Genomic DNA, 13,685 nt, shown 5'->3' with positions numbered 1-13,685 from the left:
ACACGGCAGGTCCTCTGCCCTGATATAGGCCGGCTGGCATCCATTTTTAGAGAATCATCATGAATGTTGTAGTGGTGGAATCGCCCTCGAAGGCCAAGACGATCAACAAGTATCTGGGACCCGGATACAAGGTGCTCGCCTCCTTTGGCCACGTCCGCGATCTCCCCGCCAAGGACGGCTCCGTGCTGCCCGACCAGGATTTCGAAATGCTGTGGGAGGTCGATGGGGCCTCGGCCAAGCGTATGAAGGACATCGCCGACGCGGTGAAGTCCTCCGACGGCCTGTTCCTCGCAACCGACCCTGATCGCGAAGGCGAAGCGATCTCCTGGCATGTGCTCGATATGCTGAACAAGAAGCGCGTGCTCGGCGGCAAGACCGTCAAGCGCGTGGTCTTCAACGCGATCACCAAGAAGGCCGTGCTCGACGCGATGGCCGAGCCGCGCGATATCGACGTGCCGCTGGTCGACGCCTATCTGGCGCGCCGCGCTCTCGACTATCTCGTCGGCTTCAATCTTTCGCCGGTGCTCTGGCGCAAGCTGCCTGGCGCCCGCTCGGCGGGACGCGTGCAGTCTGTGGCGCTGCGACTGGTCTGCGACCGCGAATCCGAGATCGAGCGTTTCGTCTCCGAGGAATATTGGAACATCTCGGCGCTGCTGAAGACACCGCGCGGTGACGAGTTCGAGGCAAAGCTGGTTGCGGCGAATGGCAAGCGGTTGCAGGCGCGATCGATCGGCAATGGCGACGAGGCCGGCAAGCTGAAGGCGCTGCTCGAAGGCGCGTCCTATGTCGTCGATACCGTCGAGGCGAAGCCCGTCAAGCGCAACCCGGGACCACCATTCACAACCTCCACGCTGCAGCAGGCCGCTTCCTCCAAGCTCGGCTTCTCGGCATCGCGCACCATGCAGGTGGCGCAGAAGCTCTATGAAGGCTTCGACATCGGCGGCGAGACGGTCGGTCTGATCACCTATATGCGTACCGACGGCGTGCAGATGGCGCCAGAAGCGATCGACGCGGCACGTGGCGCCATCGTCGACCAGTTCGGCCAGCGCTACCTGCCGGAGAAGGCACGCTTCTATTCCACCAAGGCGAAGAACGCCCAGGAAGCGCACGAAGCCATCCGCCCGACGGACTTCAACCGCTCGCCGGACAAGGTTCGCCAGTATCTCGACGCCGACCAGATCAAGCTCTACGACCTGATCTGGAAGCGCGGTATCGCCAGCCAGATGGCATCAGCCGAGATCGAGCGCACGACAGCCGAGATCATCGCCGACAACAACGGCGAGAAGGCCGGACTGCGCGCAGTCGGCTCCGTCATCCGCTTCGACGGCTTCATCGCCGCCTATACGGACCAGAAGGAAGACGGCGAGCAGAGCGACGACGGTGACGAGGACGGTCGCCTGCCGGAGATCAATGCGAGCGAAAACCTCGCCAAGCAGAAGATCAACTCGAGCCAGCACTTCACCGAGCCGCCGCCGCGCTATTCGGAAGCGTCGCTGATCAAGAAGATGGAAGAACTCGGCATCGGCCGCCCGTCCACCTACGCCGCGACGCTCGCGACCCTTCGCGACCGCGAATATGTGATCATCGACAAGCGCAAGCTGATCCCGCATTCCAAGGGCCGGCTGGTGACGGCCTTCCTCGAAGGCTTCTTCACCAAGTATGTCGAGTACGACTTCACGGCTGATCTCGAAGAGAAGCTGGACCGGATTTCGGCCGGCGAGCTGAACTGGAAGCAGGTACTACGCGACTTCTGGAAGGATTTCTTCGCGCAGATCGAAGACACCAAGGAACTGCGCGTCACCAACGTTCTTGATTCGCTGAACGAATCCCTGGCGCCGCTGGTGTTTCCGAAGCGCGAGGACGGCAGCGATCCCCGGATCTGCCAGGTCTGCGGTACGGGCAACCTGTCGCTGAAGCTCGGCAAGTACGGCGCCTTCGTCGGCTGCTCGAACTATCCCGAGTGCAATTACACGCGCCAGCTTTCTTCTGAAGGCGGCGCGGAGGCAGAGGGTGCTGCGCTGAACGAGCCGAAGGCGCTCGGCACCGATCCCGTCACCGGCGAAGAACTGACGCTGCGCTCCGGCCGCTTCGGACCTTACGTCCAGCGTGGCGACGGCAAGGAGGCCAAGCGCTCCTCGCTGCCGAAGGGCTGGAAGCCCGAGGATATCGACTACGAAAAGGCGATGGCGCTGATTTCGCTACCGCGTGATATCGGCAAGCATCCGGAATCCGGCAAGATGATTTCGGCCGGCATCGGCCGTTATGGACCGTTCCTGCTGCATGATGGCGGTTACGCCAATCTCGAGACCGTAGAGGACGTCTTCAGCATCGGCCTCAACCGCGCGGTCACCGTGATCGCCGAGAAGGCCGCGAAGGGTCCCGGCGGACGGGGGCGCACGGCAGCGGCTGCCCTGAAGGAGCTCGGCGAGCATCCCGATGGCGGCGGCGCAATCACCGTGCGCGACGGCAAATACGGCCCCTATGTCAATTGGGGCAAGGTCAACGCGACGCTGCCCAAGGGCACAGATCCGCAGGCGCTGACCGTCGAGGAAGCTGTGGCCCTGATCACTGCCAAGGCCGGCAAGGCGCCGGCGGCCAAGAGCAAGGCGAAGCCGAAAGCGAAGGCCAAGGCTGCGGCGAGCGATGACGAGAAGCCTGCAAAGGCAGCCGCCAAGCCGAAGGCAAAAGCCAAAGCGCCCGCCAAGAAAGCTACGGCACCCGCAAAGAAGAAAAAGAGCGAAGAGTGACCAGAATTCCGCGGGAACCAAAGGGCATGGGCAAGCGTCCCGACAAGACGGGACGCTCCAGCAGGGCGCCCGCCGTCGAGCCACTCAACATCCAGCACGGCGCGCTTCCCTCGCGCGAAGTGATCCTGCGCTTCATCGCCGATCACCCGCAGAAAGCATCCAAGCGCGAGCTCGCCAAGGCCTTCGGGCTGAAAGGTGACAGCCGCGTCGAGCTCAAACACCTGCTGCGCGATCTCGAGCAGGAGGGCATGCTGCAGAAGACGCGCAAGTCGCTGATCCGCCCCGGCGCGCTGCCGCCGGTCACCGTGCTCGACATCACCACCCGCGACAAGGACGGCGGACTGATCGGCCGTCCGGCGGAATGGTCGGACGAGATGGGTGTGGCGCCTGCCGTCTCCATCCGGCAGTCCTCCTCGCCTGCCGGCCGCAACGGCAAGGGCAAGGCGCCGGTCGCCGGCATGGGCGACCGTATTCTCGCGAAGATTTTTGCCGCTACCGATCGCGGCGGTCCGGCCTATACGGCACGCATCATAAAGATCCTCGACAAGCGCCGCGGCGCGCTGCTCGGCGTCTTCAAGGACGCGCCTGGCGGCGGCGGGCGGCTATTGCCGATCGAGCGGCGCGGCGAGGAAATGCTGATCGACCCCGATGACAAGGGCGACGCCAAGGACGGCGATCTCGTCGAGGTCGAAGTCGCGCGCCTGCGCAGCTTCGGACTGCCGCGCGCCAAGGTTCTGTCGATCGTCGGCTCAGTCGCCTCGGAAAAAGCGATCTCGATGATCGCCATCCATGCGCATGGCATCCCCTATATCTTCCCGCCGGCCGTGGTTGCCGAGGCGGATGACGCCAAGCCCGCGACCATGTCGCACCGCGAGGACTGGCGCGACGTGCCGCTCATCACCATCGACCCGGCTGATGCCAAGGACCATGACGACGCCGTCTATGCCGAGCACGACCCCTCGCCCGACAACGAAGGCGGCGTGATCGTCACCGTGGCGATCGCCGACGTCTCCTACTATGTGCGCCCGAACTCGCCGCTCGACCGCGAGGCGCTGAAGCGCGGCAACTCGGTCTATTTCCCCGACCGCGTCGTTCCCATGCTGCCGGAGCGGATATCGAACGATCTCTGCTCGCTGCGCGAGGGACAGGACCGACCGGCGCTGGCCGTGCGCATGACCTTCTCGAAGGAAGGCCGCAAGGCGGGGCATACCTTCCACCGCGTGATGATGAAGAGTGCCGCCAAGCTCTCCTACCAGCAGGCACAGGCGGCGATCGACGGCAATCCCGACGACAAGGCCGGCCCGCTGCTGGAGCCGATCCTGAAGCCGCTGTGGCATGCCTATGAGGTGATGAAGCGTGGCCGTGAGCGCCGGCAGCCGCTGGAACTCGACATGCCCGAGCGCAAGATCCAGCTGAAGCCCGACGGCACCGTAGACCGCGTCGTCGTGCCGCCGCGTCTCGATGCGCACAAGCTGATCGAAGAGATGATGATCCAGGCTAACGTTGCGGCCGCCGAGACGCTGGAAAAGAAGAAACAGCCGCTGATCTACCGCGTGCATGACGGCCCGTCGCTCTCCAAGCAGGAAATCCTGCGCGAGTTCCTGGCGACGCTCGGCATTTCGCTCGCCAAGGGCGGCAACATGCGCGCCAACAATTTCAACGGCATCCTCGCCAAGGCCGAGGACACGCCGCACCAGACGATGGTCAACGAGATGGTGCTGCGTTCGCAGAGCCAGGCAATCTACAGCCCCGAGAATATCGGACACTTCGGCCTGAACCTGATGAAGTACGCGCACTTCACCTCGCCGATCCGCCGCTATGCCGATTTGATCGTGCATCGTGCGCTCGTCGGCTCGCTCGGCTTCGGCGAAGGCGGGATCACGCCGGACGAGGAAGCGGCGCTCGACGATATCGCGGCAGAGATCTCCACCTTCGAACGTCGCGCCATGGCGGCCGAGCGCGAGACAGTCGACCGCCTCATTGCCCATCATCTCGCCGGCCGTATCGGTGAGGAATTCGATGGACGCGTGGGAGGTGTGACGAAATCGGGACTATTTGTCGCCCTGCCGGACTATGGAGCGGACGGCTTCATTCCTATATCTACACTGGGAATGGACTACTTCATCTATGATGAGGCGCATCAGGCATTGTCCGGTGAGAAAACCGGCCTCGGCTACCGCCTTGGAGACAGTGTCAAGGTCAAACTGGTGGAAGCCATTCCGCTGGCCGGCGCGCTTCGGTTCGAGATGGTGAGCGAGGGGCGCAAGATGCCCACCGCCGTGCGTTCATTCCACAAGGGCGGCCGACGCGACGCAAGCCGCGCACGCAAGCAGGCCGGGACAAGACCCCCGAGAGGGCGTCGATAGGCGTTTTGGGACGCCGGGAAGGAAGTGCAGTCATGACGACCACCTCAGACGGCCAGGCGATCCAATACGGCGATGTCGACGAAGCCAAGCGCCCGCTCGGCCAATCGATCAAGCGCGGCCTTCTCGGCCGTTGCCCGGCTTGTGGCAGCGGCAAACTGTTCCGCGCCTACCTGAAGCCGGTGGACAATTGCGCTGCCTGTGGCGAAGCCATGCACCACCACCGCGCCGACGACCTGCCCCCCTACATCACCATCGTCATCGTCGGCCACGTGATCATCGCCGGCTACATGATGACCGATCTGATCTGGCCGATGCCGCTGTGGCTCACCTTTGCCATCTGGACGCCGCTGACGTTGCTCGCCACCTTGCTGATCATCCAGCCGATCAAGGGCGGGGTCATCGGGCTGCAATGGGCGCTGAAGATGCATGGTTTCGGCGGGCACAGCGACGAGCAGGATCAGTATGAAATCCCCGGCCGCCGGCATCGAGGCTGAAGACTTTCCTTGAACCTTCACCATCACGACATATTTGGCGTGTAGCAGCGCCGGATGTGCTGCGAACCCTGTTTCAGGCACGATGTCAACGCGCGCGATGGTAGGCTTATTTGACTGAATCTCGTCCACCGCAATCAGATCATTGCAGCCAACCTTGTTCATCTAGTAAAGCACACACGTCATCTGGGTCTGGCCCGTCATCTGAGGCTGGTATGACCATGGGGGCAGATGTGGCTTTCGGGTCGCGTTTGTGCGCAGCAGTTCTGTAGGGGTGGATATATGTCTCAGCCGCGAAACGGCACACCGGGCGATGTCGAAGAGATCCATTGGCCGTCTCTGGTAGCCGCCGTTTCGTCGATCTCAGCGGTCGGTATCGCGATCGGACTGGGGTTGCCGCTTCTGAGCATCATCCTTGAGAAGCGTGGCATCCCCTCGACCCTGATCGGTCTCAATACGGCGATGGCCGGTGTCGCGGCAATGGTGGCCGCTCCGATCACGACGAAGCTCGCCCATGCCTATGGCGTGGCGCAGACGATGCTTTGGGCGGTGGTGGTCTCGGCAATCAGTGCCGTGAGCTTCTACTATGCGCAGGACTTCTGGATGTGGTTCCCGCTGCGCTTCGCCTTTCACGGGGCCACGACCACGCTCTTCATTCTCTCCGAGTTCTGGATCAACGCCGCATCGCCGCCATCCAAACGCGGCTTCGTGCTCGGCATCTATGCGACCGTGCTCTCGCTCGGCTTCGCGGCGGGCCCCCTGCTCTTCTCGGTTCTTGGCAGTGATGGCATCCTGCCCTTCGCCGTCGGCGCCTGCGCCATCTTGATGGCGGCCATACCGATCTTTGTCGCACGCCATGAAAGCCCGGTGCTCGAAGAGAAGCCGGAGCTGCATTTCATGCGCTACGTTTTCCTGGTGCCTAGCGCCACGGCGGCCGTTTTCATCTTCGGCGCGGTGGAAGCCGGCGGGCTGGCGCTGTTTCCGATCTACGCAGTGCGCGCCGCCTTCACCGAGACTCAAGCCGCCCTGCTGCTGACGGTCATGGGGATCGGCAACATGATCTTCCAGATCCCCGTCGGCATGCTGTCCGACAAGATGAAGGACAAGCGCCCCCTGCTCGCTGGCATGGCCTTCATGGGCCTGATCGGCTCGCTGATGCTGCCCGTGCTCTCCCACAGCTGGCTGCTGATGGCGGGCGTTCTGCTCTTCTGGGGTGGCTGCGTGGCCGGGCTCTATACCGTCGGGTTGAGCCATCTCGGCTCGCGCCTCACCGGCTCGGACCTTGCCGCCGCCAATGCCGCCTTCGTCTTCTGTTATGCCGTCGGTACCGTTGCGGGTCCGCAAGTCATCGGCGCGGCCATCGATGTGGCCGGAAACAACGGCTTTGCCTGGGCGATTGCGGGCTTCTTCGGCGTTTATGCAGTGCTTTCGGCGGGCAGACTGCTTTTCATTCGAAAGCGGGGTTGACTTTTCAAGCTAGATTCGTAGTTTCGCGCCAGAATTAGCCGAGGCGCCTAGACGGATTCCAACGGCTTTCATTTCATTAAAGGCAGGACGACCATGGCCAAGGCTACAACAATCAAGATCAAGCTGCTGTCGACAGCCGACACAGGTTCTTTCTACGTCACGACGAAGAACAGCCGTACGATGACGGACAAGATGACGAAGACCAAGTACGACCCGATTGCTCGCAAGCACGTCGAGTTCAAGGAAACCAAGATCAAGTAATTTCTTGATCCTGTAGACCGCTTAGAAGCGCGCGCCACCAGGCTGCGCGCTTTTTTGTTGTCTGCGATACGGCCCGCGTCCAACTCGATCAAAGAGCACCAAATGAAAACGCCGCCCTGCCCGTTTCAACGGAGAGGACGGCGTTTTACGAAAGGGGGTCGGCCAACAGGCAACGCGGCACGAGGAACCGCAAGTGTTGCTTGCCGACCGACCGACCCCACGACCCAGGAGATGCGGCGGACCTGAGCATCATGGGGTATCGGCGCACCCCGCATAGGGAGTGCTTATTTCTATGTATTGATCATTCGCGCGAAAATGAAAGAAAATCAACAAATTCTTAATGATGAGATTTATTAGGTTGATTTTATGGTTAAAAGTCCCGATTTGGGACGCCGTTTCGCGTAATTTTCGGCCACGCCGCGCTAGAATAAGATACGACATCAAGAATAGACGGACAATATAGGCCAGTAGTCTTCGCGCTTGCAGACCGACGAAACCGCCTGAAAACCATCAAAATCGGCCAATCAAATCAAGAAACGTGACGAAGCCTCACATTTTCTTCTGAGGCCGACAGCGTCTGTGCTGACGTAGATCGGCCGTCGCGGCCAGCGCCAAGGTCAAAACCCGGCACTACTACTTGCGGCTAATCCGCACACAGGACCGGATCGGCCCCGTTCAACTTTCTGTGGATGATCAATGCGCTGCGGCTCTTTGGCGCCAAGCGGCCAATGCCATTATCAGGCAGCGGCAACGACTCGGTTGCGACCACCGTTCTTTGCTTCATAAAGCGCAACGTCGGCCTGCTTCAGCAGGTGGCCCGGCGTGATAACCTGCGGCGTGCGCGAGGCGATGCCGAAGGATGCCGTCACCTGCAGTTCCTGGCCCGTGCCCTTCACCACAAAGGGTACGCTTTCGATGACACCGCGCAGGCGTTCGGCCACGGAGGCTGCGATCTCCGGTGAGGTGTCGGGCATGACGACGACAAATTCCTCGCCGCCATAGCGGCAGGCGAGATCGGCGCCGCGAACCGTGGAGCGGACGCGATTGGCGAACTCGCGCAGGATATCGTCGCCAGCATCATGGCCGTGCGTGTCGTTGATCTGCTTGAAGCGGTCGATATCGGCGATCAGCACCGACAGCGGGCGACCGCGCGCCATCGAGCGGTTGAACAGCGTGCTGATATGATTGTCGAGATAGCGGCGATTGCTCAGGCCCGTCAGCGGATCGGTGACCGCAAGCTCGATCGTCTGCTGCACATTGGCGCGCAGGCGGTCATTGTAGTTCTTGCGGCGGATCTGCGTGAGGCTGCGGGCCACCAGCTCGTTCGGATCGACGGGGCGAACGATATAGTCGTTAACGCCGAGATCGAGCGCACGCACCACCATCTCGTCATCGCCCTGCTCGGTGATGATCAGGATCGGCAGGAAACGGGTGCGCTCCAGCGAGCGGAGCTGCGAGCAAAGCCTGAGCGGGTCGTAGTCGTCGATATTGGAATTGACGATCACGAGGTCGAATGGATTTTCGGATGCTTCGAAGATAGCGGCCTGGGCATCCGAAATGGCAAAGACATTGCCGATCGGCTTCAGCGCCTTGATGATCCGCTCCTGCGAATTGGCGCGGCCATCGACGAGCATGATCTGGCCACCCTCCTCGCCGCGCTGATCGGCGCGCAGCAATTCGTCGATGCCCATCGTGTGCGCCGTCTGGGCGCGGATGCGCAATTCGTCGCTCAGCGTCTTCAGGCGCAGCAGGCTCTTTACGCGGGCGATCAGCTGCAGGTCGTTGACCGGCTTGGTCAGAAAGTCATCGGCACCGGCCTTCAGGCCACGCACGCGGTCGGCCGGCTGATCGAGCGCGGTGACCATGACGACGGGAATATGCGATGTCTTCGGGTTGGACTTCAGCCGCTCGCAGACTTCAAAGCCGTCCATGCCTGGCATCATGATATCGAGCAGGATGAGATCGACCTGGTTGCGTTCGCAGATCGCCAGAGCCTGATAGCCGTCGGCCGCCGTCAGCACGTCGAAATACTCGGCGATCAGCCGCGCTTCGAGCAGCTTCACGTTTGCCGGGATATCATCAACGACGAGAATGCGCGCGGTCATAAGCTTCTTTCCGATCTATCAGGCGTCGCCCAGGTAGGTCTTGATCGTCTCGATGAACTTCGGAACGGAGATCGGCTTCGAGACATAAGCCTCGCAGCCGCCCTGGCGAATGCGTTCCTCGTCACCCTTCATCGCGAAGGCGGTGACGGCGATGACGGGAATGACGTGGAGCTCGTCGTCCTCTTTCAGCCACTTGGTGACTTCGAGCCCGGAAACTTCAGGAAGCTGGATGTCCATGAGGATCAGATCGGGGCGATGCTTGCGGGCAAGATCCAGCGCTTCCATACCGTTGCGGGTCTGGATGGTCCTGTAGCCGGACGCCTCTATGAGGTCGCGAAAGAGCTTCATGTTGAGCTCGTTATCCTCTACAATCATCACTTGTTTGGGCATCGAACGCGATCCTAAGTCCGTCATGAAAACCGTTTCGCCTGGCGAGAATGAACCCGCTGGCGCACCGGCCGCCATGAAACCGATTGCGGCACGCTATCGGTATTTGGTTGAAAAATAGGTAATTTACCGCAAGAAATGCAGAGCAACTTCAAGACTTCAAAGCAACGCGCCGCCGACCCGCAAGAGACGGCCATCGCAGTTCTCGCCTGGCTCGCAAACGAACCTGATCTGTTTGACCGATTCCTGGCGCTGACTGGCGTCGAGCCGGCGCAGGTGAGGAACGCGGTGAACGATCCAGGCTTCCTTTCCGGCATGATGGACTTCCTGATGCAGCATGAGCCGACGGCGCTGGCGTTCTGCCAGGCAAGCGGGACGCCGCCGGAGGTGCTGAATGCAGCCTGGCAGCATTTCTCTCCGGCCGGCCTCGGCTCGGGCGAGTATTGATCATGAGCGTGGTCACCGATCCCTCTCAGGTGCGCCTCGGTGATCGCCCGCTGATCGTCTGCGACATCGATGAGGTGGTGCTGGAATTTCTCTCGCCCCTCACCCGCTTCCTGCGCTCGCACGATTACGACCTCCTGCCGCGCTCGTTTCGGCTGCATGGCAATATCGTGTCGCTGCTCGATGGGGCGGAGATGGACCGAGACGAATTCGACCGCTTCCACGAGATATTCTTCGAGACCCAGGACCTGTGGCAGGAGCCGGCGGAGCGTGCCGTCGAGACGCTGCATGCGCTGGCCGCCGATGCCGACATCGTGTTTCTCACGGCAATGCCGCCGCGTCACCACGAGGTGCGCCGCAAGCTTCTCGATCGGTTCGATCTCTGCTTCGACATGATCGCCTCGGAACAGCCCAAAGGGCCGATCGTGGCTGCGCTGCATGACCGCCGGGAGCTGCCCGTCGCCTTTATCGACGATATCCAACGCAACCTCCTTTCCGTTGCCGACCATGTGCCGGATTGCCTGCTGCTCAACATGATGGCGAATGCCGATTTCAAGCCATTCGCGCCGCCGCCCACCGGCACAATCGTACAGGCGTCCGATTGGACGCATGCGGCCGAGCTGATGCGGCGGCATTTCTCGACCATGACGACGCTGGGTAAAACCAGCGCATAAGCGCCGACATCCTCTTGAGACTCTGGAACTTAGAGCGTAATGTCGCGATGTTCAACCTTTGTTCCCGTCGATGACCGCCAATCCTGCCAAGACACCCGGCTTCTGTCGCGACTGCCTTGCCGAGCAGAAGGCGGAGGGGCGACGCTGTGCTGCCTGCGGCAGCCCTCGCCTCGTGCGCCACGACGAGCTCTACGGCCTGACGCTCGCACATATCGACTGCGATGCCTTCTACGCCTCGGTGGAGAAACGCGACAATCCCGAGCTGGCCGACAAGCCCGTCATCATCGGCGGCGGAAAGCGGGGCGTGGTGTCGACGGCCTGCTATGTCGCGCGGATCTACGGCGTGCGCTCGGCCATGCCTATGTTCAAGGCGCTGGAAGCCTGCCCGCAGGCGGTGGTGATCCCTCCCAACATGGAGAAATACGTCAAGGTCGGCCGCGAGGTGCGGGCGATGATGCAGGAGTTGACACCGCTCGTTCAGCCGCTGTCGATCGACGAGGCGTTTCTGGAGCTTGGCGGCACGGAGCGGCTGCACAACGACCCGCCGGCGCGCACGCTGGCGAAGTTCGCCCGCCGCGTCGAGAAGGAGATCGGCATCACCGTTTCGATCGGGCTCTCCTACTGCAAGTTTCTGGCCAAGGTGGCCTCCGATCTGCAGAAGCCGCGCGGGTTCTCGGTGATCGGTCGCGAGGAGGCGGTTTCGTTTCTGGCGCCGCGTCCGGTGACGACGATCTGGGGCGTGGGAAAGGCCTTCGCCGCGACGCTCGAGGCCGACGGAATCCGCACCATCGGCCAGTTGCAGACCATGGACGAGACCGACCTGATGCGCCGCTATGGCACCATGGGGCAGCGGCTGTCGCGGCTGTCGCGCGGGATCGATGACCGCGATGTGCACCTCAACGATCCGGCCAAGAGCGTTTCGGCCGAGACGACCTTCTTCGACGACATTTCTCGCTATGAGGAGCTCGTTCCGGTGCTGCGCAATCTCTCCGAGAAGGTCGCCTGGCGGCTGAAGAAAGGCGACATCGCCGGCCACACCGTCGTTCTGAAGATGAAGACGGCGGACTTCAAATCGCGCACGCGCAACCGCAAGCTGGAGGACCCGACGCAGCTTGCCGATCGTATTTTCCGCACCGGCATCGAACTGCTGCAGAAAGAAACCGACGGAACCAAGTTCCGACTGATCGGCATCGGCGTGACCGACCTTTGCGACCCGACGCGGGCCGATCCGCCCGACCTGATCGACGTTCAATCCGGGCGACGTGCGGCGGCCGAAGCCGCGATGGACAAGCTGCGCGACAAGTTCGGAAAGGGCACGGTCGAGACCGGCTATACGTTCGGAAGCAAGCGCAATCAATAATATGTGAGCCCTGCTCACAGCCGAGCATTTCAAATCTTCCTTAAGTTTCGAGCATTACCCTCCGGCCCGTAGTATTGCGTATCGGTTGGGTTCAAATGTTCTCGCGTCTCGTCTTCGGGCTCGGCTTGCTGTCGGCCACCGCCCTCGTGCACCCCGCGTTCGCCACGGACGCGCGGGCGCTGCAGATCTTCGTTTCAAAGAGCAAGCAATCGCTGGCCGTCTATGACGGCGCCGATGTCATCGCGACATCGAAGATATCGAGCGGGAAATCCGGCCACACCACGCCGAGTGGCATCTTCTCGGTGATCGAGAAGCAGACCTACCACGAGTCAAACATCTATTCGGGCGCGCCGATGCCGTTCATGCAGCGGCTGACATGGTCGGGCATCGCGCTCCACCAGTCGAACTCCGTGCCACGCTATCCCGCCTCGCACGGCTGCGTGCGCATGCCCGACGCATTCGCGAAACAGCTCTACAAGATGACCGAGATGGGCGTGCCCGTGATCATCACCGACGCACAGCTTGCGCCGGAGCCGGTCGACCATCCGATGCTGTTCAGCCCGCACGCGCCGGCTCCGGCGCCACTGCTATCCGATGTCGAGCTCCGGCCGGCAATCGGCTCGCTACCGGTGCAGGTGGCGATGAACGAGGTGGCGATGCCGCGGTTGCAGGTGCAGCCGATCGTGGCGCCCGTCAACGACCAGCCGGTGAAGATCCTGATCACCCGCCGGGCGCAGCGCGAGACGATCATCGACCTGCAGACCTATCTCGCCGAGCTTGGATTTGCCGTCGGCAACGCCGATGGTTATCTCGGGCCGGCGACGGTACAGGCGATCGGCGAGTTCAAGAAGCAACATCCAATGAACCCCGACGCCGCCAAGTCACTCATCAGTGACGATCTCTTGCGCGCGGTCTATAGCGCTGCCGGCAAGGGTGCCCCCCCGAATGGCGTGATCATGGTGCGGCAGGGATTCCAGCAGGTGTTCGAGGCGCCGGTGACGATCGCCCAACCGGAACTGGCGCTCGGGACCCATTTCTTCAGCGCGCACGAGGTGAATTTCGAAGACGGCACCACCGAGTGGCTGGGCGTGACGCTGCCCAACACCTTAACCAGCCAGACGATGAAGCGACTGGGCATCAGCACCATGGAAAGCTCGATCATCTCGGGCACGCCGATCCTGAACGCGCTCGGCCGGATCACCATTCCCGATGACACCAGGCAACGGATCGACTCCATGCTGACGCCGGGATCGACACTGACGATCTCCGACACCGGCGTCGGCCCGGAGACCGGTCAGGGCACCGACTTCATCACGCTGACGCGCGGCTAGAGCCTTTCCTGGTTAGATTGAAGCATTCTGTTGGCTCAAACGGAGTCGGATG

At 62.0% G+C, this 13,685-nt stretch carries 11 protein-coding genes; 9 read left to right on the top strand and 2 right to left on the bottom strand.

Annotation, left to right across the window (positions count from 1 at the left end):
• The first annotated feature begins 59 nt into the window (after positions 1-59).
• From topA to rpmG, 5 genes are all read left to right on the top strand, one after another.
• Positions 60-2,747, top strand: a complete 2,688-nt coding sequence (topA, locus tag ACODTZ_RS10125) for a type I DNA topoisomerase (RefSeq protein ID WP_489025476.1) — start codon at positions 60-62, stop codon at positions 2,745-2,747.
• The gene (gene rnr / locus ACODTZ_RS10120) at positions 2,744-5,113 is read left to right on the top strand and encodes a ribonuclease R (protein WP_047510009.1); all 2,370 of its coding nucleotides are present in this window, start codon (positions 2,744-2,746) and stop codon (positions 5,111-5,113) included. Before topA ends, rnr begins: the two co-directional genes overlap by 4 nt.
• 32 nt (positions 5,114-5,145) lie before the next feature.
• Positions 5,146-5,607 (top strand): DUF983 domain-containing protein, encoded by a 462-nt coding sequence (locus tag ACODTZ_RS10115; RefSeq protein ID WP_489025475.1) that lies wholly within the window; start codon positions 5,146-5,148, stop codon positions 5,605-5,607.
• A gap of 279 nt (positions 5,608-5,886) precedes the next feature.
• A complete protein-coding gene (locus tag ACODTZ_RS10110; protein WP_047510008.1) occupies positions 5,887-7,071 on the top strand; it encodes an MFS transporter in 1,185 nt (394 codons plus the stop codon).
• 93 nt (positions 7,072-7,164) lie between these two features.
• Complete coding sequence (rpmG, locus tag ACODTZ_RS10105) at positions 7,165-7,332, top strand: 50S ribosomal protein L33 (RefSeq protein WP_018900182.1); 168 nt, start codon at positions 7,165-7,167, stop codon at positions 7,330-7,332.
• Positions 7,333-8,069: 737 nt separating this feature from the next.
• Here rpmG and ACODTZ_RS10100 read toward each other — a convergent pair.
• Both ACODTZ_RS10100 and ACODTZ_RS10095 read right to left on the bottom strand, forming a co-directional pair.
• Positions 8,070-9,437 (bottom strand): PleD family two-component system response regulator, encoded by a 1,368-nt coding sequence (locus tag ACODTZ_RS10100; protein ID WP_489025474.1) that lies wholly within the window; start codon positions 9,435-9,437, stop codon positions 8,070-8,072.
• An 18-nt stretch (positions 9,438-9,455) separates the two neighbouring features.
• Positions 9,456-9,827 carry a response regulator gene (locus ACODTZ_RS10095; RefSeq protein ID WP_018900184.1) on the bottom strand — a complete coding sequence of 124 codons (372 nt, stop codon included), beginning with the start codon at positions 9,825-9,827 and terminating at the stop codon, positions 9,456-9,458.
• A 135-nt stretch (positions 9,828-9,962) separates the two neighbouring features.
• On the opposite strand from ACODTZ_RS10095, the gene ACODTZ_RS10090 reads away from it, so the two are divergent.
• From ACODTZ_RS10090 to ACODTZ_RS10075, 4 genes are all read left to right on the top strand, one after another.
• The gene (locus tag ACODTZ_RS10090; protein ID WP_489025473.1) at positions 9,963-10,271 is read left to right on the top strand and encodes a DUF3572 domain-containing protein; all 309 of its coding nucleotides are present in this window, start codon (positions 9,963-9,965) and stop codon (positions 10,269-10,271) included.
• A gap of 2 nt (positions 10,272-10,273) precedes the next feature.
• On the top strand, positions 10,274-10,942 hold the full coding sequence (locus tag ACODTZ_RS10085; RefSeq protein ID WP_489025472.1) for a hypothetical protein: 669 nt from the start codon (positions 10,274-10,276) through the stop codon (positions 10,940-10,942).
• A 70-nt stretch (positions 10,943-11,012) separates the two neighbouring features.
• Complete coding sequence (locus ACODTZ_RS10080; protein WP_489025471.1) at positions 11,013-12,302, top strand: DNA polymerase IV; 1,290 nt, start codon at positions 11,013-11,015, stop codon at positions 12,300-12,302.
• Positions 12,303-12,397: 95 nt separating this feature from the next.
• Positions 12,398-13,633, top strand: coding sequence for a L,D-transpeptidase family protein (locus tag ACODTZ_RS10075; RefSeq protein ID WP_489025470.1), 1,236 nt, complete (start codon positions 12,398-12,400; stop codon positions 13,631-13,633).
• The last annotated feature ends 52 nt before the right edge of the window (positions 13,634-13,685 follow it).

The sequence above is a fragment of the Rhizobium sp. FG113 genome, assembly GCF_057809895.1.
Note: the sequence above shows the minus strand (reverse complement) of the source record. Positions and strands in the feature narration are given on the sequence as shown.